Here is a 20,629-nt window from a genome sequence, read left to right as displayed (position 1 = left end):
TCCTTCCGGTGATTAGTACCGTCCGAAGGCGAGCGCCACGTTGTGCCCACCGAATCCGAACGAGTTGTTAATCGCGTACTGGAATTCACCGTGCCGAGGCTCGCCCGCGACGACGTCGAGGTCGATCTCGGGGTCGGGTGTCTCGTAGTTGAGCGTCGGCGGGATGACCCCGTCGTGCAACGAGAGCACCGTCAGCACGGACTCCAATGCGCCCACCGCACCGATGGAGTGGCCGAGGGCCGACTTCGGTGCGTAGACCGCGGCTTGCTCACAGCCCGCTTCCCGGATCGCGTTCGCCTCAGCGGTGTCCCCGATCGGCGTGGCGGTGCCGTGCGCGTTGATGTGGTCGATGTCCGACGGGGACAAGCCCGCCAACTCCAACGCCCGCGTCATGGCGTAGCCGGCCCGTTTTCCGTCGGGTCCGGGCGCCACCATGTGGAAGGCGTCGGAGGTGATTCCGGCACCCATCAACCGAGCCAGCGGCTTGGCGCCGCGGGCCTTGGCGTGCTCCTCGGTCTCGATGATCATCATCGCGCCGGCCTCGCCGAACACGAAGCCGTCGCGGTCCTTGTCGAACGGCCGCGAAGCCTTCTCGGGCTCGTCGTTGCGCGTCGACATCGCGCGCATCATCGAGAACGCCGCGATCGGCAATGCCTCGATGCCGCCTTCGACGCCACCGCAGACCACCATGTCCGCGTCACCCATGACGATCTGGCGCCACGCGTGGGCGATCGCCTCGGAACCCGAGGAACAGGCCGACACCGGTGTGATGACCCCGGCGCGGGCGCCGAGTTGCAGCCCGGCGACCGCCGCGGCGCCGTTGGGCATGATCATCTGCACGGCCAGCGGCGACACCTTGCGCGGGCCGCCCTCGTTCATCAGGTCGTAGGTCTCGACGATCTTCTCGCCGCCGCCGAGACCGGTGCCGATGACGACCGCGAGCCGGTCCTTGTCGACCTCGGGGCTGCCGGCCTTCTCCCACAGCCGCCCGCTGATCAGCTTGGACATCCGCTGGACATACGACATCCGTCGGATGTCCAACCGGCCCATGTGGTCGTCGACGGGGTCTTTGAGCTGCCCGCCGATCTTGACCGCAAGGTCCCATTTCTCGGTGAATTCGCCCTTGAGGACGTGGATGCCGCTCTCGCCGGCAAGCAAGGCCTTCCAGGTGCCGTCGATGTCGGCAGCCAACGATGTGGTCGCCTCAACGGCGGTTACCACCACATTGGGGTAACCGCCGTTGGCAGTGGACGGCTTGGTCACTGGCTGTCCGCTCCGAACTTCTCGCGCAGCGCGGCGGCGGCTTCGGGGTTCTCGGCCTCGAGCTTCTGGATGTAGCCGACGACGTCACCGACGGTGCGCAGCCCGGCCAGGTCCTCGTCGGGGATCTTCACGCCGTACTTGTCCTCGGTCTGCACCGCGATCTCCACCATCGACAGCGAGTCGATGTCGAGGTCGTCGACGAAGGACTTCTCAACGGTCACCTCGGACGGCTCGATACCGGTCACCTCTTCGATGATCTCGGCGAGACCGGCGATGATTTCTTCTTGGCTGGCGGCCACGATGTGGCTCCCTTCGTGTTTCTTGGTGGTGTTGCTTCGAACGGTTCGTGCGTATGTGGTTGTAACTGGTGAGTGAGGCTCGGTGCGCGGCACGACGTTGGGCCTAGAGCTGAGCCACCTCGTCCAGGTCTGACGGCGCCTTGACGGCGCGGGCGGGAACTCCCCGAAGCTCCCGTTTGGCGATGCCGACCAGGGTTCCGGCCGGCGGGAACTCCACCAGTGCGCTGACGTCGCGCTGGCGCAGGGTCTGGGTGCACAGATCCCACCGCACCGGGCGGGTCAGTTGGGCGACCAACTTGTCCATCGCGTCGGCGGCGGTGGTGACCGGCTGGCCGTCCGCGTTGGACAGCAGCATCACGGTCGGGTCGGCGGTCGCCACGGCGGCGGCCGCGGCGGCGTAGCCGTCCTGGGCGGGCGCCATGTAGCGGGTGTGGAAGGCGCCGGCGACGTCGAGGGCGCGCACCCGGGCCTTGGCCGGCGGGTCCTCGGCCAGCTTCTCCAACGCCGAGCGGGCGCCGGCCGCGACGATCTGGCCGGCGGCGTTGCGATTGGCCGGAACCAGGTCGAGTTGTTCGAGGCGGCTGAGGACCTCGGCCTCGTCGCCGCCGAGCACCGCCGACATGCCGGTCGGCTCGACCGCGCACGCCGTGGCCATCTCCGCCCCGCGCACCGCGGCCAGTTTCACCGCGTCGTCGGCGGAGAACACCCCGGCGATCGCGTAGGCGGCGATCTCCCCGACGGAGTGGCCGGCGGCCACCAGGTCGGTGTCGGCGAGCAGGCCGCGGCGGGTGAGTTCGGCGTGGGCCAGCAGCGTGGCGGCGACCACCAGCGGCTGGGTGACCGCGGTATCGGTGAGTTCCCCGGCCTCCGCGGTGGTGCCCAGGCGGGCCAGATCCAGGCCGCTGGCCTCCGACCAGGAGGCAACCTGGTCGGCGGCACCGGGCAACTCCAGCCACGGCGACAACATCCCGGGGGTCTGGGAACCTTGCCCGGGGGCGAGCAACGCAATCACGTGTTTAAGAGAACACTGTGAAGTCGGGTTTGCGCGGTGTAACAGAACATAAACCTCATCTTATAGTTTTGTAGAGAACCTACAAAACCGCACGTGATGCGATGTCGTCGAGACCTGTCCGCAACTTTTATCGGGCTCGTCGCCGGCGCATGCCGTCTTGGGCCGCCGTGCGGACGCATAGCCGCGGTGGCCGGCATCGGTCAGCCCGGCAGCGGCGGCTCCGCAGGTCCGACGGGGGGCGCGACGCTGTGGCGGACCGTGGCGGGGGCCGGTCCGACGCCGGACGGATGGGCGGCCAGACGGCCGACGGTGGTGGCCACCCGCAGGATGTAGGCGTCGCGCGGCTGGGTGGGGTCGTGACCGGTGAAGTCGGTGATCCGTTTGAGACGGTAGCGAACCGTGTTTGGATGAACGAACAACTTCCGGGCGCACGCCTCGATGGCGCCGCCGCAGTCGAGGTAGACGTCCAAGGTTTCGCCCAACGCCGGGCCCGCGTCGGCCAGCGGCCGCATCACGTCGGTGTGCAGGGCGGTGATCGCATCCGGGTCGCCCATCAGGGCACGCTCGGGCAGCAGGTCGCGCGCCAGCACCGGCCGCGGCGCACCCGACCAGCCGGCGACGGCGTTCATCCCGGCGATCGCCTCACGGGCGCTGTGGTGGGCGGCGGTGAGCATCGGTGTGGTGGGCCCGATGACCACCGGCCCGTCGGAGAACGCCGCGAGCAGCGTGGTCAGAAATTTCTCGGTCGGCGACAGCGGGCCGGAGACGATCGCGACCAGCCAGGTGCCGTGGATGTCCGACAGCGCGGCGCGGTGGTGGCGGGTGGCCGCATCGCGGACGAGTTGGCTGGCCTCCGGGTGCGATTGACCGTCGGGGCCGGGGGCGGGGGTGCCGACCACCACCGTCGCCGGGCCGGTGGTGTCCCAGTTCAGTGCCGCGGCGCGCGACAACAGTTCCGGCCCGGTGTCGCCGCGCACCACCGCGTCGACCACGCTGGCCTCCATCCGCGAGTCCCAGGTTCCGCGGGCCTCGGCTGCGTCGGCGTAGGCCGAGGCCGCGGCGAACGCCAGGTCGCGACTGTATTTGAGGATGCCGACCGTCAACGCGGTCAGCTGTTCTTCCGAGCGCGCCAACATCGGCACCACCTCTTCGAAGAACTCCATCGTCACCCGCACCATGTCGACGGTGTCGCGCAGCGCGATCCGCCGCGTCAGCTCCTGGGGCACCAACTCGAACGCCTGCGCGGTGTAGCCGACACCGCTGGTCGGGTCGTGCATCCACTCCACGAACTGCACGACCGCGGTCTGCACGACCAGCGCCACGCTGGCTCGCTGGGAGGCCTCCAGGTCGGCGAAGAACGGCAATCGGTCCTGCATGGTCGCCACCGCCTCGGTGGCCAGGCGCCCGGAGTACTGCTTGAGCCGGCGCAGCAGCGACTCGGGCACCGAGTCCAGCAGGACCAGCGGCGAGCGCCCCGCCGCCAGCGGATTGTCGTTCACGCCTAAAACGTACGCCGGATTTCTGGCGGAACCCACCAACCGACAGGGGTGCCGTCAGGCCACCCCGGGGTCGGAGGTCTGTTCCGGGGCCGCCAGCACGTCGTCGATCTGGTATTTGCGGGCGGCCTCGGCCGGCACCGCCGCATCGATGACGCCGTCACGCGCGAGCGCCTCGAGCACCGCCACGACCTGTGATTCGGCGTCGATGTTGAAGAACCGTCGCGCGGCGGGGCGGGTATCGGAGAAGCCGAACCCGTCGGCGCCCAGGGTGACGTAGCGTCCCGGCACCCAGGGCCGGATCTGTTCGGGCACGGCGCGCATGAAGTCCGAGACCGCCACAACCGGCCCGTCCACCTCACCCAGCGCCTGCGCCACATACGGCGTGCGGGCGGGCCGGTCGGGATGGCGCAGCCGGTCCCGCTCGGCGGCGATCCCGTCCCGGTTGAGCTCTCCCCAACTGGTCACCGACCACACGTCGGCGGCCACGTCCCACTCGGCGGCCAGCAGCTCCGCGGCCTGCAGCGCCCACGGCATCGCCACCCCCGAGGCCAGTAACTGGGCCCGGTGGGTGCGCTCCTGGGGGGCGCGCCGGTAGCGGTAGATGCCGCGCAGCAGGCCGTCGACGTCGAGGCCCTCCGGCTCGGCCGGCTGCACATAGGGCTCGTTGTAGATGGTGATGTAGTAGTAGATGTTCTCCGGGTCCGGCCCGTACATGCGCTGCAGGCCGTTCTCGATGATGTGGGCGAGCTCGTAGGCGAACGCCGGGTCGTAGGAGACCACCGCGGGGTTGGTCGATGCCAACAACGGCGAGTGCCCGTCGGCGTGCTGCAGCCCCTCGCCGGTCAGCGTGGTGCGCCCCGCGGTGGCGCCGAGCAGGAAGCCGCGGGCCATCTGGTCCCCGGCGGCCCACAACAGGTCGCCGGTGCGCTGGAACCCGAACATCGAGTAGAAGATGTAGACCGGGATCATCGGCACGTCGTGGGTGGCATAGGAGGTGCCGACGGCGATGAAACTGCCCGCCGCCCCGGCCTCGTTGATCCCCTCGTGCAGGATCTGGCCGACGTCGCTCTCCTTGTAGGCGAGCATCAGTTCGGCGTCGACGGAGGTGTAGGTCTGGCCGTTGGGGTTGTAGATCTTCAGGCTGGGGAACCAGGAGTCCATCCCGAAGGTGCGGGCCTCGTCGGGGATGATCGGCACGATCCGGGCGCCGATCTCCTTGTCGCGGAGCAGCTCCTTGAACACCCGCACGGTCGCCATGGTGGTGGCGACCTCCTGGTTGCCCGACCCGTCCTTGACCGGCTGGTAGACGGAGCTGTCGGGCAGGCGCAGCGGCGCGGAGGCGCTCCGCCGTTCGGGCACGAAACCGCCCAGCGCGGTGCGCCGCTCCCGCAGGTAGCGGATCTCCGGGGCGTCGTCACCGGGGTGGTAGTAGGGCGGCAGGTAGGGGTTCTCGTCGAGTTCGGCGTCGGAGATCGGGATCCGCATGCTGTCGCGGAACGCCTTGAGGTCGGCCAGCCGGAACTTCTTCATCTGGTGGGTGGCGTTGCGGGCGGCGAAGTAGGAGCCCAGCGAGTAGCCCTTGATGGTCTTGGCCAAGATGACCGTGGGCTGGCCCTTGTGGTCCATCGCGGCCTGATAGGCGGCGAAGATCTTGCGGTAGTCGTGGCCGCCGCGCTTGAGGCTCCAGATCTGGTCATCGGTGAGGTGCTCGACGAGTGCCTTGGTGCGCGGATCGCGGCCGAAGAAGTGCTGGCGAACGTAGCCGCCGTCGTTGGCCTTGTAGGTCTGGTAGTCCCCGTCGGGGGTGGCGTTCATCAGGTTGACCAGCGCGCCGTCCTTGTCGGCGTGCAGCAGCGCGTCCCATTCGCGGCCCCACACCACCTTGATGACGTTCCAGCCCGCACCGCGGAAGAACGACTCGAGTTCCTGGATGATCTTGCCGTTGCCGCGCACCGGGCCGTCGAGGCGCTGCAGGTTGCAGTTGATGACGAAGGTGAGGTTGTCCAGACCCTCCAATGCGCCGACGTGCAGCAGCCCGCGGCTCTCCGGCTCGTCCATCTCCCCGTCGCCCAGGAAACACCAGACATGCTGGTCGGAGGTGTCCTTGATGCCGCGGTCGTGCAGGTAGTGGTTGAACCGGGCCTGGTAGATGGCGTTGAGCGGGCCCAGCCCCATCGACACCGTGGGGAATTCCCAGAACGACGGCATCAGATGCGGGTGCGGGTAGGACGGGATGCCGCCGCCGGGGTGGCTGTGCTCCTGGCGGAACCCGTCGAGGTCGTGTTGGCTGAGCCGGCCCTCGAGGAAGGCACGGGCGTAGATGCCGGGGGAGGCGTGGCCCTGAATGAAGATCTGGTCGCCGCCGCCGGGATGGGACTTGCCGCGGAAGAAGTGGTTGAACCCGATCTCATACAGCGACGCCGACGACGCGTAGGTCGAGATGTGGCCACCCACACCCACGCCGGGTCGCTGCGCCCGGTGCACCATCACCGCGGCGTTCCAGCGGATCCAGGCGCGGTAGCGGCGCTCGACCTCCTCGTCACCGGGGAACCACGGCTCCAACTCGGTGGGGATGGTGTTGACGTAGTCGGTGGAAGTCAGTGCCGGGATCGACACACGCTTCTCCCCGGCGCGTTCCAGCAGCCGCAGCATCAGATACCGGGCGCGGGCCGGGCCGGCGTGGGCGAGCATGTCATCGAAGGATTCCAGCCATTCGGCGGTCTCCTGCGGGTCGATGTCGGGCAGATAAGACGCGACCCCTTCGCGGATGACTCGAACGCGGTCGGATTCGCTTGTGCTGTTTGAGTTTTTAGCCAGATCGTGGCGGGTGAACTCGGTGGTCAACTCAGTGCTCCTCGCTGGGCGGTTAGCCTCGTGGTCGCCGGCGGCCATGTTGCGGTCACCGGCTCACCCGCCATCTTCCTCCATCCCGGTGCGGTGGCGATCTGCCAGGTGACGCAATCGGGTACGCGGGGTTGTGCAACGATGGTGCGTGACGCACGGAGCGGTGTTGATGGCAGAACATTCCGGACAGTAGGAGGTCCCAGGTGGTCGCGGCGGATGACGCCCCGAACTACGCCCGAAAGCTGGGCATCGAACAGAACCAGATTGTCCAGGAATGGGGCTGGGACGAGGACGCCGACGATGCCATCAGCACCGCCGTGGAAGAGGCCTGCGGTGCCGAGCTGCTCGGCGAGGACACCGACGAGGTGGTCGACGTCGTCCTGCTGTGGTGGCGCGACGGCGACGGCGACCTGGTGGACACCTTGATGGACGCGATCACCGCGCTCGCCGACGACGGCGTCATCTGGGTGGTCACCCCCAAGACCGGGCGGCCCGGCCACGTGCAGCCCGCCGACATCGCCGAGGCCGCGCCCACCGCGGGGCTGATGCCGACCTCCTCGGTGAACCTCGGCGAGTGGAGTGGCAGCAGGCTGGTGCAGCCCAAGACCCGGGCCGGTAAACGCTGATGCTGGCGGTGGGGACCGCCGCGCCGGACTTCACCCTGCGTGACCAAAACCAGCAACCGGTCACCCTCAGTGACTACCGCGGCCGCCGCAACGTGCTGCTGGTGTTCTTCCCGCTGGCGTTCACCGGGATCTGCCAGGGCGAACTCGACGAGGTGCGCGACCGGTTGCCCGACTACGACAACGACGACAGCGCGGTGCTGGCGATCTCGGTCGGCCCGCCGCCCACCCACAAGATCTGGGCGACCGAGAGCGGCTTCACCTTCCCCGTGCTCTCCGACTTCTGGCCGCACGGCGCGGTGGCGCAGGACTACGGGGTGTTCAACGCCGACACCGGGTTCGCCAACCGCGGCACGTTCGTCATCGACCGCACCGGCACGGTGCGCTTCGCCGAGATGAACGAGCCCGGCCAGGCCCGCGACCAACGCCAGTGGGCCGAGGCGCTGGCGGCGTTGCGCGGCTGACAGCGCCGGCGGCATCGTTTTGGGGCGTGCCCGCCGCGCCCGGTACTCTGCCCGATCAGGGGCGCGTAGCTCAGTGGTAGAGCTCTGGTTTTACACACCAGCGGTCGGCGGTTCGATACCGTCCGCGCCCACCAACGCAGGCGTTAGGGTTCAGGCAATGAAGTTCACGAAGTTCACCGGGAAGCTCAACAAGCGGTTGATCATCTGGCCGGCGATCATCGTGCTCGCCGCCGGGATTCTTGTGATCTGGGAGACCGTGTTCAACAAGACCCCCGAGGAATGCCGCCCGGTGCGGGATCTGCTGGAGTTCAACCAAGCCCAAGCCAAGCAGATCGCGGACCACGAGGAGCAGTCCGGGAACGACGCCGACATCGACGAGTACCGGCACTGGGCGGACGGGCTGGCCGAACGCGCCGGCAAGGTCACCGACGCCGCGCTGGCCTACCGTTCGGTGCGCGTGGCGGAGTTGGCGTCACAGTTCGTCGACAACCTGCCTCGGCTGCGCGCCGCATCCGAGGCCGATGCGGAGTCGGGCGACAAGCCCCCACCGATCGTCTACCAGATGTACGCGGTGAACGCGCAGATCACCGATGAGATCAACGAACTGTCCGAGGCGTGCCCGCACTGACGCCGGCTACACCACCGCCAGCCCACACCGCGCCCGGAACCGCATGTCCCACAGGAACGCCCGATAACCCACGGTCCACATCCGTTGCGGGACCAGACGGTCGGCCAGCCGCAGCGCCGCCAGCAGCCACTCGAAGCGCCGCTGCTGGGCCGGGGACCACTCGAACTGCATCATCTCGCGGAACTCAGGTGAGAGAAACCCGGTGGTGGCGAAGAGGTTGAGCGGCCCGGCCAGCCGCAGCGGCCACGGCAGGAACACCATCGCGGCCACCCCGCGCAGGTGCTCACGCACCGGCGGGTCGATCCGCAGCTCGTCCAGCGAGTCGGCCCAGTACCGCTGGAACGCAGCCCGATCCGCCGGCCACATCTCGGGGCGCACCTGCAGCGTGGTGCCCAGCCGCTGGGCGTCGGCGTACACGGCGTCGGCGGCCGCGTCGTCGAGCGGCCCGTGCAAAAACTCGTACTGGTCGACGAAGTAGCGGTACAGGCAGGCGGCCACCCACAGCTGCAGTTTCGGGTCGAAGGCGTTGTAGCGCACCGGGCTGGCCGGCGTGGAGCGCACCAGTCGGTGCACCCGGTCGACCTCCTTGCGGTACAGCCGGCGGTCGGATTCTTCACCGATGGTCGCCACCGCGAGGTAGGTCCCGGTGGTGCGGGCCCGTTTGAACGGGTGCTTGTAGACGTTGCCGCTGTCGACCCGGCTCTCCTGCACGCCGTAACCGACGCCGGGGCGGGCGAGTTGCATGATCACGTTGGCGGCCGGCAACAGCGCGGCCGCGGGGCTCAACAGGTCAACGACCCGGGTGATACGACGTGGCATTGATCTGCCTCCTCCCTGGGCAGTACACCAGGTATGAGACGCTTCCGGGGTGTTTGTGCCCAGACTGGGCCCGCGCGGTGCCGGCATCGCGCTGGGCTTTCTGGTCGATGTGGCCGTCGGCGACCCGCGGCGGCGCCACCCGGTCGCCGGATTCGGGCGGGTCGCCGGGGCGCTGGAGCGCCGCGGCTACCGCGATGCCCGGGCCGCCGGGGTCCGGCACGTCGGGATCCTGATCGGGGCGCTGGCCGGCGCCGCGGCGCTCACCGAGCGCGGCGCCGCCCGCCTGGGCCCGACCGCCACCACCGCCGCGACCGCCGCGGCCACCTGGGCGGCACTCGGCGGAGCGACCCTGGGCAACGTCGGGCTGGTGATGGCCGAGCTGCTCGAGACCGGCGATCAGCGCGGCGCCCGGGCGCTGTTGCCGTCGCTGTGCGGGCGCGACCCAGCCCAACTCGACGCCGACGGCCTGACCCGCGCCGCGGTGGAGTCGGTGGCGGAGAACACCAGCGACGCCGCGGTGGCGCCGCTGCTGTGGGCCGCGGTCGGCGGGCTTCCCGGGGTGCTCGGCTACCGCGGGATCAACACCCTCGACGCGATGGTCGGGCACCGTTCACCGCGCTACGCCCGGTTCGGCTGGGCCGCCGCCCGCCTCGACGACGTGGTCAACTACCTGCCGGCGCGGCTCAGCGGCCTGCTGGCCGCGGCGTGTGCGCCGCTGGTCGGCGGCTCGGCGACGGCCGCGACGGCGGCGTGGCGCGACGACGCCGCGCGCCATCCCAGCCCCAACGCGGGGGTGGTGGAGGCCGGTTTCGCCGGGGCACTCGGGGTGCGTCTGGGTGGACCCACCGCCTACCGTCACGAGCTCCAGATCCGCCCGTCGCTGGGGGCCGGTCCCGACCCCACCGTCGCCGACCTGCGCCGTGCGGTACGGCTGTCGCGGGCCGTGCAGGCCGGTGCCGCGGCACTCGCGGTGCTCCTGGCGGCCGCCGTGGCGCCGGGTCAGCGTCGCCGGCCGTAGCGGTCGGCGAGTTTCTCCTCCACCGTCTGCGGCGCGGTGGTGCTCTGCTGGCGCCCGGCCTGTTGACGTTCGGCGCGCCGTGCCCGCAGCTCCGTGTAGGCGAAGTAGCCCAACCCGATCGGCGCGATGATCCCGAACGCGATCCACTGGATGCCGTAGGACAGAAACGGCCCGGCGTCCAGGCGCGGCAGGCTCAACGCCCCCAGCCCGCCGGGCTGGTCGTCGACCAACTGCAGATACGACCCGGTCAGCGGCACCCCGGTCAGCGCCGACACCTGCCCGGTGTCGATCGAGTACACCTGCGCGAACCCGTCGGCGACCATCGGGTCCTTGCCCGGGATCACGCCCTCGGAGTTGCGCAGCCGGGCGGTGATGTCGACCGTCTCGGTCGGTGGCGGCGGGATCGCCGGCACCTCCGAGCCCTGCGCGGGACGCACGTAGCCGCGGTTGACCAGCACGGTCGGGCCTCCGTCGACGACGAACGGGGCCAGCACCTCGAACGCGGGCTGGCCGTCGATGACCCGCAGCCGCACCAGCACCTGCTTGTCGGCCAGATACCGCCCGGTGGCGGTCACCCGTCGCCAGCGGGCGTCGGGGGCGGCGGAGTCCTGACGGGGCAGCAGGGTGGTCACCGCAACCGGGTCGGCGGTCAGCGAATGCTCGATCTGGCTGTTCTCCCGGTGGGTTTCGGTGTTCTTGCCCAGCTGCCACGGTGCGAGCACCGTGAAGGCCAAGTAGGTGAACGCCGCCACGACCACCGCCAGCGCCAGCCAGCCCGGCCGCAGCAGAAACGCCAACCGCCCCATCAACCCGCCCGGCCGTCGGAGTCGTCGAGCAGTTGCTCATCGACCCAGCGGTGCAGACCCGGCAGCGCGGCAGCGATGACGGTGAACGCCTCGTCGAAATCGGCCGCGTCCCCGTAGTAGGGGTCCTCGACGTCGGGGGCGACCGCACCGAAACGCGGATCGAACGACCGCAACATCCGCACCCGATCCTCGGGCACACCGAGTTGACACAGCAGCCGGGCGTGGTTGCGCCCCAACGCCACCACCAGATCGGCGCCGAGATGGTCGTCGCCGACGTGGGCGGCCCGGTGTTCGGTGGGGTAGCCGCGGTCGCGTAACACCTGGTTGGTGCGCTCGTCGGCGCCCTTGCCGACATGCCAGTCGGCGGTGCCGGCGCTGCTGACCCGCACCACCTCGCTCAGGCCGCGGTCGGCGAGTTGTTGGGCGAACATCTTCTCCGCCATCGGTGACCGGCAGATGTTGCCGGTACACACGAACGTGACATGCAGCCGTGCCTGCGGTGACGCAGCCAGGTCAGACACCCAGAACCTCCCGTAACTCGGTGACGGTCGCGACGCGGGCGGCCACGCCGGTGTCCTCGTCGATCACGTCCTCTCCTCCGTATCCCCAGCCGACCAGCACCGTGTCGATGCCGTGGGCGGCCGCTCCGACCACGTCATGGCTGCGGTCACCGACCATCAGCATCCGCGTGGGCAGCGGGGTCAATTGGGCCAGCGCATGGGCCAGCACCTGTTTCTTGGTGGCGCGGGCACCGTCGGGGCTGGCCCCGGCGATCACCTCGAAGAACTCCGCGAGCCCGAAGTGGTCGAGGATCCGCGCAGCGGTCGGTTCGGCCTTCGACGTCGCCACCGCCATCCGCACACCGGCGGCGCGCAGATCGGCCAGCAGCGCCGGGATCCCGTCGAACACGTCGTTCATCAGCCAGCCCCGGGCGGTGTAGTCGGCACGGTAGGCGGCCATCGCCGCATCGGCCTGTGCGCCGAGCCCGAGGGCGGCCATGGTCTGGTGCATCGGCGGGCCCACCAGGGTGCCGCGCAGATCGCCGTCGGGGGCGGCCGCGCCGACCCGCGCCAGGGCGTGGCGGAAGCTGGCCACCACCCCGTCCGCCGAATCGGTGAGGGTGCCGTCCAGGTCGAAGAGAACCAGATGCACGTCTGCCACATCCCCATTCTCCCCGACGTGGCCGGTGAGCCCGCGCCGAGGAGCACTACTGTTTGGCCTGTGGCGAGTCCGGACCCGACCGCGCTGCGGTATCACGGCGATCAGGCGGTGGCGCCCGGCATGCTGGACTTCGCGGTCAACGTCCGACACCGCCATCCGCCGCCGTGGCTGGTGCGCCGCCTCGCCGCGCGCCTGCCCGACCTGGCGGGCTACCCCGGCGACGACGATCACCGCGCCGCTGTGCAGGCGATCGCCGCACGTCACGGTCGCGATGCCGACGAGGTGCTGCCGCTGGCCGGCGCCGCCGAAGGCTTCGCGCTGCTGCCCAACCTCGCCCCGCGGCACGCCGCGCTGCTGGCCCCGTCGTTCACCGAACCGGCGGTCGCGCTGGCCGGCGCCGGTGTCCCCCTGACCCAGGTGGTGCTGGCCCCGCCGTTCACGCTCGCCGGCGCGGCGGTGCCCGAGGACGCCGACCTGGTGGTGGTGGGCAACCCGACCAACCCGACCGCGGTCGTCCATCGCCGCGAGCAGGTGTTGGCGTTGCGCCGGCCCGGCCGGATCGTGGTGGTCGACGAGGCGTTCGCCGACGCGATCGGCGGTGAGCCCGGCTCGCTGGCCGCCGAGTCGCTGCCCGACGTGGTGGTGCTGCGCAGCCTGACCAAAACCTGGGCGCTGGCCGGGCTGCGGGTCGGCTATGCGCTCGGGGCGCCGTCGGTGCTGGCCCGGCTGGCGGCGCGGCGGGCACACTGGCCGGTGGGCACCCTGCAGCTCGTCGCACTGGCCGCGTGCAGCGCCCCCGCCGCGGTGGCCGAGGCCGCCGTCGACGCCGCCGAACTCGCGCGACTGCGCACGCAGATGGCCGCCGGGCTCGCCGCGGTGGGTGCGCAGGTGGTCGACGGGCAGGCACCGTTCGTGCTGTTCCGGGTGCCCGAGGCGCCCCGGGTGCGCACCCGGCTGGCTGCCGCCGGGATCGCGGTGCGACGCTGCGACACGTTCGTCGGGCTCGACGACACCTACCTGCGGGCGGCGGTGCGCCCGCAGTGGCCGGCGTTGGTCGAGGCGATCGGGCAGGCGCTGCGGTGAGAGGTTCGAGGAGAAGGAGGGACGTGCCATGACGGTGCGGTTGGCCGACGTGATCGACGTGCTGGAGGCCGCCTACCCTGAGCGGCTGGCCCAGCAGTGGGATTCGGTCGGGCTGGTCTGCGGGGATCCCGACGAGCCGGTGGAGTCGGTGACGATCGCGGTGGATGCGACCGCGGCCGTCGTCGACGAGGTCGCCGAGCGTGGGTTGCTGCTGGCGCACCATCCGCTGCTGCTGCGCGGGGTGGACACCGTCGCCGCCGACACCCCCAAAGGGGCGCTGCTGCACCGGATGATCCGCACCGGCCGCGCGCTGTTCACCGCCCACACCAACGCCGACTCGGCGGCCCCCGGGGTCTCCGACGCGCTGGCCGAGGCCCTCGGGCTCACCGTCGAGGCGGTGCTGCAGCCGCGCCCGGCCGTCGTCGACACCGACAAGTGGGTGATCTATGTACCCCGCGACGACGCCGAGGCGGTGCGGGCGGCGATCTTCGCCGCGGGGGCGGGCCGCATCGGCGACTACACCCACTGCAGTTGGAGCGTCACCGGCACCGGGCAGTTCCTGCCGATGGACGGGGCGGACCCCACGATCGGCGCGGTCGGCACCGTCGAACACGTCACCGAGGACCGCGTGGAGGTGATCGCCGAGGCCCGCGACCGCGGACGGGTGCTCGCCGCGCTGCGCGCCGCGCACCCCTTCGAGGAACCGGCCTACGACATCTTCGCGATGCAGCCGGTGCCCACCGAGGTGGGCCTCGGGCGCATCGCGGTGTTGGACAGGCCCGAGCCGCTCGGCGCGTTCGCCGCGCGGGTCCGCGACGCGCTGCCGGCCACGTCGTGGGGGGTGCGCGCCGCCGGTGATCCGTATGCGACCGTGGCGCGGGTCGCGGTCTGCGGCGGTGCCGGGGATTCACTGCTGGACACGGTGGCCGCCGCGGACGTGCAGGCCTACGTCACCGCCGACCTGCGGCACCATCCCGCCGACGAGCACCGCCGTGCCTCGTCGGTGGCGCTGGTCGATGTAGCACACTGGGCCAGTGAATACCCGTGGTGCCACCAGGCCGGCGCGCTGCTGCGCGCCGCGTTCGGCGACGACCTGCCGGTCACCGTCTCCGACGTGCGCACCGACCCGTGGAATGTCGACCCAGCAGAAGCAGTAGACCCAAGTCCGTCGGAAGGGCGCGAATGAAAGCCGCAGTGGCGCAACAGCAAAACTTGCTGGAGCTTGCCGAATTGGACGCCGAACTGGGTCGACTCGACCACCGGTCGGCGCACCTGCCCGAGCGTGCCGAGGCCGACCGGTTGACCGACGACCACGTCGCCGCCGAGGACCGGTTGGGCGCTCTGCGGCTCGCGATCGAGGACCTCGACAGTGAGGTCGCGCGTTTCGAAGCCGACATCGACGGGGTGCGTCAGCGCGAGGACCGCGACCGCCGGCTACTCGACTCCGGGACGATCGACGCCAAACAGCTCACCGACCTGCAGCACGAACTCGACACGCTGCACCGCCGCCGCGAGAGCCTCGAGGATTCACTGCTGGAGGTGATGGAACGGCGCGAGGAACTCCAGACCCAGCAGACCAGCGAAGCCGCCACGGTTGCCGGGCTGAGCGCCGATCTGGACGCCGCGCGCCGAGCCCTCGAGGAGGCTCAGACCGCGATTGCTGCCACCCGGGAGCAGCGCTCCGCCCGCCGGGACGAGTTGGCCGCGGCGATCGACACCGCGTTGATGGAGTTGTACGAGCGTCAACGCGGCCGCAACGGCGTCGGTGCCGGTCAGTTGCTGGGCGGCCGGTGTGGGGCCTGCCGGATCGAGATCGACCGCGGGGAGCTCGCCCGGATCTCCGCGGCCGCCGACGACGACGTGCTGCGCTGCCCGGAGTGTGGCGCAATCCTGTTGCGCATCAAGGGCGCCCCCGCGTGAAGGTCGTCGTCGAAGCGGACGGTGGATCGCGCGGTAACCCCGGCCCGGCCGGCTACGGCGCGGTGGTCTGGTCCCACGACCGGGCCCGGGTGCTCGCCGAGAGCAAGCAATCCATCGGACGCGCCACCAACAACGTCGCCGAATACCGGGGTTTGATCGCGGGTCTCAGCGAGGCGGCCGCCGTCGGCGCCACCGAGGTGTCGGTGTTGATGGACTCCAAACTGGTGGTCGAACAGATGGCCGGGCGATGGCGGGTCAAGCATCCCGACCTGGTGCCGTTGAACGCCCAGGCGCGCGAGCTGGCGGCCCGCTTCGACCGGATCGACTACCGCTGGATCCCGCGGGCGAAGAACTCCCACGCCGATCGGTTGGCCAACGAGGCGATGGATGTCGCCGCCGAGCCCGCCGCGGGGACCGAGCCGGACCGGCCCGCGGCGACGGTCACCGAGAAACCCAGCGCCCCGGGGTGGACCGGAGCCCGCGGCACGCCCACCCGACTGTTGTTGCTGCGACACGGGCAGACCGAACTGTCGGTGGCGCGACGCTACTCCGGGCGCGGCGACCCCGAGCTCACCGAGCTCGGTCGGGCGCAGGCCGCCGCGGCCGCCGGCTATCTGGCCGACCGTGGCGGGATCGGCGCGGTGGTCAGCTCCCCGCTGCAGCGCTGCACAGCCACCGCGTCGGCCGCCGCCGACGCGCTCGGGCTCGATGTCACCGTCGACGACGACCTGATCGAAACCGACTTCGGCTCCTGGGAGGGACTGACGTTCGCCGAGGCCGCCGAACGGGACCCGCAGCTGCACCGACAGTGGTTGGGTGACACCGCCACCACCCCGCCCGGAGGGGAGAGCTTCGACGCGGTGGCTCAACGGGTCCGGCGTGCCCGCACCCGGATCATCGCTGCGCACGGCGGCACCACGGTGCTGGTGGTCTCTCACGTCACGCCGATCAAAACCCTGCTGCGCCAGGCGCTTGACGCCGGACCGACGGTGCTCTACCGGTTGCACCTGGACCTGGCGTCGCTGTCGATCGCCGAGTTCTTCCCGGATGGGGGAGCGGCGGTACGACTGGTCAACCAGACCGCCTACCTGTGAGGCGGCCGCCTCACGCGGCGTCGTGGAAGATCAGCCCCAGGGTGTAACGCTGACCGGAGCGCAGCACCGACACGCCGTGGCGCACCGCCGCCGCCGACCAGCCGCGGGTGGATTCGATGGGCCGTTCACCGGTGGTGAACAGATAGCCGTGGCCCTGCGGGATCTGGGCGACGGTGCCGCGTGACTGGGCGCGGAACCGCTGTTCCACCAGGAGGAATTCTCCGCCGGTGTAGTCGGTGTCGGGGTCGCTGAGGTTGATCACCACCTGCAACGGAAAAACCAAGTCGCCGTAGAGATCCCGGTGCAGTGCATTCCAATCGCCCTGGTGATAGCGCAGCATCAGGGCGGTCGGTTTGCTTTGACCGGCGTCGTGGCAGCGGCGTAGCCAGTCATCCAGGGTGTCCGGCCAGGGGGCGTCGCGGCCCAGTTTGGCCCACCAGTCGCGGGCGATCGTCAGCAACCGCGGGTACAGGGCGTGCTTGAGAGCATCGACCGGGTCGGGGACGGGGGTGGTGAAATAGCGGTAGCGGCCGGACCCGTAGCGGTGGCTGGCCATGTCGACGGTGGCCCGAAACCGGGTGTCGTCGTCGAAGAGGCGGCGCAGCCGTGCGGCCTCGGTGGTGGTGACCAACCGGGGCAGCAGTGCACCCCCGGTCGCGTTGATCTCCTCGGTGATCGTGGCCCAGTCGCCGCGCTCGACGCGACCCTGCCACGGTGTCGGTGCGCTCTGCCGCGGTGCGCTGGTCGCCATCGGGTGCCTCCGGTCGGGTGCGTCGGGGATGTCCCCGACGATACGTCCGGGTCCTGGCGGTGGTGCCCGATGAATGTCAGAGGGTCGGTTTAGCGTGACAGCATGATCAACGCCAGCGACCTGACCGCCGCGGTGGCCGACGTCGCCACCGTGCAGGCGGGGCTGTCGGAGGCGGAGCTGATCGAGCGGATCGCCGTGTTGGAGCGACTCAAATCCGCCGCGGCGGCCGGACAGGCGCGGGCCACGGCCGCACTGGACGCCGGCCGTCGCGCCGACGAGGCCGCGGCGGGGGTGCCGTCGGCGATGCGCGGCCGGGGTGTGGCCGGTGAGGTGGCCCTGGCGCGGCGGGACGCCCCGGCACGCGGCGGGCGCCATCTGGGCTTGGCGAAGGCGCTGGTCAACGAGATGCCCCACACGCTGGCGGCCCTGGCCTGCGGGGCGCTCTCGGAGTGGCGGGCCACGCTGCTGGTACGCGAGTCGGCCTGTCTGGGGGTCGAGCACCGTCGGCGGCTCGACGCCGAACTCTGCGCCGACCGCAGCGATCTCGAGGGCCTCGGTGATGCCCGGCTGACAGCCGCCGCCAAAGCGGTGGCCTACCGGCTCGACCCCAAGGCGGTGGTCGACCGTGCCGCCAAGGCCCCCAACGACCGGTGCGTGTCGATCCGTCCGGCGCCGGACACCATGACCTATCTGACCGCGTTGCTTCCGGTGACCCAGGGGGTAGCGGTGTACGCGGCGCTCAAGCGCAAGGCCGACACCACCGCCGACGGTCGCAGCCGCGGTCAGGTGATGGCCGACAGCCTGGTCGAGGCGGTGACCGGGCGTGCCGCCGATGTGCCCACACCGGTGACGGTCAACCTGGTGCTCTCCGACGACGTGCTGCTGGGCAAGGCCCCGGGATCGGCGCTGCTACCCGGCTACGGTCCGGTCCCGGCGGCGATCGCCGCGCAGTGGATCGCCTCGGCCGCCACCGACCCGCGCTCGAACGCGACGCTGCGCCGGCTCTACGCGTGCCCGTCCTCGAAGGCCCTGGTGGCGATGGAGTCGCGGGCGCGGATCTTCCCCCGGGGCCTCGCCGAGTTCATCACGCTGCGCGACCAGCAGTGCCGCACCCCGTACTGCGACGCCCCCATCCGCCACCACGACCACGCCACCGCGCACTCCCGCGGTGGACCCACCACGGCGGTCAACGGGCTCGGCTTGTGTGAACGCTGCAACTACACCAAGGAAGCCGCCGGATGGCGGGCGCGGGCAAGTCGTGACGGCCTGTCGGGGCGTCATCGCGTCGAGTTCCGCACGCCGACCGGTGCGCGGTATGTGGGCACCGCACCGGCGATGCCGACCGGCCCGCCGTGGCTCGACGTCGTCGGTCCCACCAGGCCGGTGCGAGTCGCTTATGCCGATCCGCACGCCGCCTGACGGGCCGGCGGCGACGCCGTGGATGGCCGAGCTCCGCGCCGGCGAGTACGGTATGAGCGCGGACGAGTTGGCCGGGCGGCCGCGGCCCGTGGGGCGGCTTTCGGGTCCACCCAGCGGGTCGAGGAAAGTCCGGACTTCACAGAGCAGGGTGATTGCTAACGGCAATCCGAGGTGACTCGCGGGAAAGTGCCACAGAAAACAGACCGCTGTCCGACCCGGTCGGCCAGTAAGGGTGAAACGGTGCGGTAAGAGCGCACCAGCATCCCGGGTGACCGGGATGGCTCGGCAAACCCCACCCGAAGCAAGGCCAAGAAGGCCGCGGCTTGCGCCGTGGTCGCGCAGACGTTCAAGGGTTGCTCGCCCGAGTCTGCGGGTAGGCCGCTCGAGGCACCCGGCGACGGTGTGTCCAGATGGATGGTCGCCGCCGCGCCGCCAGTGATGGCGGCACGGAACAGAATCCGGCTTACAGGCCAGCTCGTCCGCCCTCACCATCGCCGCATCGCCCTGGCGAGCTTGTCCAACGCCGCATCGAGGTGGCTGCGCCGGTCTCGGGCCAGCAGCTCCTCCCGCTCGTGGAGCAGACCGTAGGTGAAGGTGTCCTCGCCGGCGGCGTGCGCGGCGTCGGCCTGCTGACGCAGGTGCGTGCGGGCGACCACGCTGTCTTGGTGCTCACCGAGCAATGTCTGGATCGCGGCGGCGCGACGGGCCACCTTGGCGCCGCCGCGGGTGTCGGACGCCGCGGCGAGGTAGCGCAGCCGTTTGGCGGCCTTGCGGATCCGGTGCAGCGCTTCATCGCGCCCGCTGCCGGCCGTCCCGGCGGTGTTCTTCGCCGCCCGGCGCAGCCGCTTGTAGGCCGCTGACACGCTGCCGGACGCCGACGTCGACGGCGCGCAGGAATCGGCGACCAGCGCGTCGAGCCCGTCGAGCAGCCGGAAGTAGCGGGCGGTGTCCAGTGCGCCCACCACCCGGCGCCACCCGCGGTGATAAGCACGCTCGGCGCCGCCGACCAGACGTGCGCGGACCGGACCCCGCACCAACTGCGGGTCGAGCGCGTCCAACGCCGCGCGGTAACGCTGGGCGAGGACCTCCGCGTCGCGGGCCGAACCCAGCAGGGCCGCCAACTCGCGCAGCTCATCGAGCACGACCGTGTCGGCGCCGAGGCCGCCGTCGCGCAGCAGGCTGCGGATCCTGCGGGTCGTCACCCGCATCTGGTGGATCGCGTCGTCGGCGTCGTCGCGCACCGCACGGTCCCAGCGCAGCAGCGCCTCGACCTGGTCGGCCAAGGCGCGGCGCAGCGCGTCTCCCGGGCGGTGCGGCGCCGGTTCGCCCACCAGCCGGGCGAGTTTCGACGGTTGGCCCGCTGGGTGCGCGCCGGCGTGGCGCACTGCGGTGGTCAGGCGGGTCAACAACGCGCGGTCGTCGGGGTCGGTGAGCTCGATCTCCCACTCGCGCCACCGGAGGGTGGCCATCTCAGAATCGCACGTCCAGGCCGCGACCCGGTCGTCGTGGAATTGCGCGCGTACCGCGCCGGTGTCGTCGTGCAGCGTCGAGGTCACCCGGGTGGTGGCGATCCGGGCGATCGGGCCCAGCGGGCGGTCGCGCACCACGGCTCGCACCCGATCGACCAACACCGGCGGTGCAGTGGTCTCACTGTGAGGCGGTGCCCAGAATCGGGTGTGGGTCCCGGCGGGGAGTGTCAGATGCCAGCCGGCATCGGTGCCACCGAGGCGGCGCCGCAACGTGATCCGGCGGGCCGCCAAGTCGTGGCCCTCGGTGTCGAAATACTCGGCGTCCAGCGACTCCGGGTCGCCACGATGCACCGCAGCGACGAGACGCGCCAAGTTCGGCGGCGGCGTCGACTCATCGACGTCGAACTTGCGCTCGACCTCCGCGTGGGCGGCGCCGGCAGCCATACCTGCCAGCGTG

20 protein-coding genes, 1 tRNA gene and 1 other RNA gene are annotated in these 20,629 nt (G+C 70.9%); 11 read left to right on the top strand and 11 right to left on the bottom strand.

The annotated features are described in order from the left end of the window. Positions 1-12: 12 nt before the first annotated feature. From kasA to aceE, 5 genes are all read right to left on the bottom strand, one after another. Positions 13-1,263: a 3-oxoacyl-ACP synthase KasA gene (gene kasA, locus B8W67_RS02145; protein ID WP_069391491.1), complete on the bottom strand. Its 1,251-nt coding sequence runs from the start codon at positions 1,261-1,263 to the stop codon at positions 13-15. After that, positions 1,260-1,562: a meromycolate extension acyl carrier protein AcpM gene (gene acpM / locus B8W67_RS02140; protein WP_069391490.1), complete on the bottom strand. Its 303-nt coding sequence runs from the start codon at positions 1,560-1,562 to the stop codon at positions 1,260-1,262. The genes kasA and acpM overlap by 4 nt, the downstream gene beginning before the upstream one ends. Before the next feature lie 103 nt (positions 1,563-1,665). Further along, positions 1,666-2,574, bottom strand: a complete 909-nt coding sequence (locus tag B8W67_RS02135) for an ACP S-malonyltransferase (protein WP_085302073.1) — start codon at positions 2,572-2,574, stop codon at positions 1,666-1,668. 200 nt (positions 2,575-2,774) lie between these two features. Next, positions 2,775-4,073, bottom strand: coding sequence for a PucR family transcriptional regulator (locus B8W67_RS02130; protein ID WP_069391488.1), 1,299 nt, complete (start codon positions 4,071-4,073; stop codon positions 2,775-2,777). 54 nt (positions 4,074-4,127) lie between these two features. Next, on the bottom strand, positions 4,128-6,917 hold the full coding sequence (aceE, locus tag B8W67_RS02125) for a pyruvate dehydrogenase (acetyl-transferring), homodimeric type (RefSeq protein ID WP_069391487.1): 2,790 nt from the start codon (positions 6,915-6,917) through the stop codon (positions 4,128-4,130). Between the two features lie 203 nt (positions 6,918-7,120). Here aceE and B8W67_RS02120 point away from each other — a divergent pair, with 203 nt between their 5' ends. From B8W67_RS02120 to B8W67_RS02105, 4 genes are all read left to right on the top strand, one after another. Next, a complete protein-coding gene (locus B8W67_RS02120) occupies positions 7,121-7,543 on the top strand; it encodes a DUF3052 domain-containing protein (protein ID WP_069391486.1) in 423 nt (140 codons plus the stop codon). After that, positions 7,543-8,004 (top strand): peroxiredoxin, encoded by a 462-nt coding sequence (locus tag B8W67_RS02115; RefSeq protein ID WP_069391485.1) that lies wholly within the window; start codon positions 7,543-7,545, stop codon positions 8,002-8,004. The genes B8W67_RS02120 and B8W67_RS02115 overlap by 1 nt, the downstream gene beginning before the upstream one ends. Positions 8,005-8,063: 59 nt before the next feature. Continuing rightward, positions 8,064-8,138 (top strand) — tRNA-Val (locus B8W67_RS02110). Between the two features lie 23 nt (positions 8,139-8,161). After that, positions 8,162-8,632, top strand: a complete 471-nt coding sequence (locus B8W67_RS02105; protein ID WP_085302071.1) for a hypothetical protein — start codon at positions 8,162-8,164, stop codon at positions 8,630-8,632. 6 nt (positions 8,633-8,638) lie between these two features. Here B8W67_RS02105 and B8W67_RS02100 read toward each other — a convergent pair whose 3' ends face one another. Beyond that, a complete protein-coding gene (locus tag B8W67_RS02100; protein ID WP_069391483.1) occupies positions 8,639-9,451 on the bottom strand; it encodes an oxygenase MpaB family protein in 813 nt (270 codons plus the stop codon). Positions 9,452-9,500: 49 nt separating this feature from the next. Between B8W67_RS02100 and B8W67_RS02095 the strand changes: the two genes are divergently transcribed. Continuing rightward, on the top strand, positions 9,501-10,469 hold the full coding sequence (locus B8W67_RS02095) for a cobalamin biosynthesis protein (RefSeq protein ID WP_084228568.1): 969 nt from the start codon (positions 9,501-9,503) through the stop codon (positions 10,467-10,469). On the opposite strand, the gene B8W67_RS02090 is transcribed toward B8W67_RS02095, so the two are convergent. The 3 genes from B8W67_RS02090 to B8W67_RS02080 are packed head-to-tail and all read right to left on the bottom strand — an operon-like array spanning position 10,451 to position 12,436. Further along, the gene (locus B8W67_RS02090; RefSeq protein WP_069391482.1) at positions 10,451-11,275 is read right to left on the bottom strand and encodes an SURF1 family cytochrome oxidase biogenesis protein; all 825 of its coding nucleotides are present in this window, start codon (positions 11,273-11,275) and stop codon (positions 10,451-10,453) included. The two genes, B8W67_RS02095 and B8W67_RS02090, sit on opposite strands and share 19 nt — an antisense overlap. After that, the gene (locus B8W67_RS02085; protein WP_264033530.1) at positions 11,275-11,787 is read right to left on the bottom strand and encodes a low molecular weight protein-tyrosine-phosphatase; all 513 of its coding nucleotides are present in this window, start codon (positions 11,785-11,787) and stop codon (positions 11,275-11,277) included. Before B8W67_RS02085 ends, B8W67_RS02090 begins: the two co-directional genes overlap by 1 nt. Before the next feature lies 1 nt (position 11,788). Continuing rightward, positions 11,789-12,436 (bottom strand): HAD-IA family hydrolase, encoded by a 648-nt coding sequence (locus tag B8W67_RS02080; protein WP_069391480.1) that lies wholly within the window; start codon positions 12,434-12,436, stop codon positions 11,789-11,791. A gap of 60 nt (positions 12,437-12,496) precedes the next feature. Between B8W67_RS02080 and cobC the strand changes: the two genes are divergently transcribed. Genes cobC through B8W67_RS02060 form a run of 4 tightly spaced genes read left to right on the top strand, consistent with a single transcriptional unit; the run spans position 12,497 to position 16,533 of the window. After that, the gene (gene cobC / locus B8W67_RS02075; protein ID WP_085302067.1) at positions 12,497-13,519 is read left to right on the top strand and encodes an Rv2231c family histidinol phosphate aminotransferase CobC; all 1,023 of its coding nucleotides are present in this window, start codon (positions 12,497-12,499) and stop codon (positions 13,517-13,519) included. 28 nt (positions 13,520-13,547) lie between these two features. Then, a complete protein-coding gene (locus B8W67_RS02070; protein ID WP_085302065.1) occupies positions 13,548-14,705 on the top strand; it encodes a Nif3-like dinuclear metal center hexameric protein in 1,158 nt (385 codons plus the stop codon). Next, entirely contained in the window at positions 14,702-15,439 is a 738-nt protein-coding gene (locus B8W67_RS02065; protein WP_069391477.1) for a zinc ribbon domain-containing protein, read from the top strand. The genes B8W67_RS02070 and B8W67_RS02065 overlap by 4 nt, the downstream gene beginning before the upstream one ends. Beyond that, positions 15,436-16,533 carry a bifunctional RNase H/acid phosphatase gene (locus B8W67_RS02060; RefSeq protein ID WP_085302063.1) on the top strand — a complete coding sequence of 366 codons (1,098 nt, stop codon included), beginning with the start codon at positions 15,436-15,438 and terminating at the stop codon, positions 16,531-16,533. Before B8W67_RS02065 ends, B8W67_RS02060 begins: the two co-directional genes overlap by 4 nt. A gap of 10 nt (positions 16,534-16,543) precedes the next feature. On the opposite strand, the gene B8W67_RS02055 is transcribed toward B8W67_RS02060, so the two are convergent. Continuing rightward, positions 16,544-17,284 carry a 2OG-Fe(II) oxygenase gene (locus B8W67_RS02055; RefSeq protein WP_085302061.1) on the bottom strand — a complete coding sequence of 247 codons (741 nt, stop codon included), beginning with the start codon at positions 17,282-17,284 and terminating at the stop codon, positions 16,544-16,546. A 102-nt stretch (positions 17,285-17,386) separates the two neighbouring features. Between B8W67_RS02055 and B8W67_RS02050 the strand changes: the two genes are divergently transcribed. Together B8W67_RS02050 and rnpB are read left to right on the top strand one after the other, a co-directional pair. After that, positions 17,387-18,703 carry an HNH endonuclease gene (locus B8W67_RS02050; RefSeq protein ID WP_234806636.1) on the top strand — a complete coding sequence of 439 codons (1,317 nt, stop codon included), beginning with the start codon at positions 17,387-17,389 and terminating at the stop codon, positions 18,701-18,703. 63 nt (positions 18,704-18,766) lie between these two features. After that, positions 18,767-19,185: RNase P RNA component class A (gene rnpB, locus B8W67_RS02045), an RNA gene on the top strand. A 3-nt stretch (positions 19,186-19,188) separates the two neighbouring features. Here rnpB and B8W67_RS02040 read toward each other — a convergent pair. Continuing rightward, the gene (locus tag B8W67_RS02040) at positions 19,189-20,616 is read right to left on the bottom strand and encodes a CYTH and CHAD domain-containing protein (protein WP_085302059.1); all 1,428 of its coding nucleotides are present in this window, start codon (positions 20,614-20,616) and stop codon (positions 19,189-19,191) included. Between the last annotated feature and the right edge of the window lie 13 nt (positions 20,617-20,629).

This window comes from Mycolicibacillus koreensis (assembly GCF_002104795.1).
Classification (GTDB): Bacteria; Actinomycetota; Actinomycetes; order Mycobacteriales; family Mycobacteriaceae; genus Mycobacterium; species Mycobacterium koreense.
This window is presented reverse-complemented; position numbering and strand designations above follow the sequence as displayed.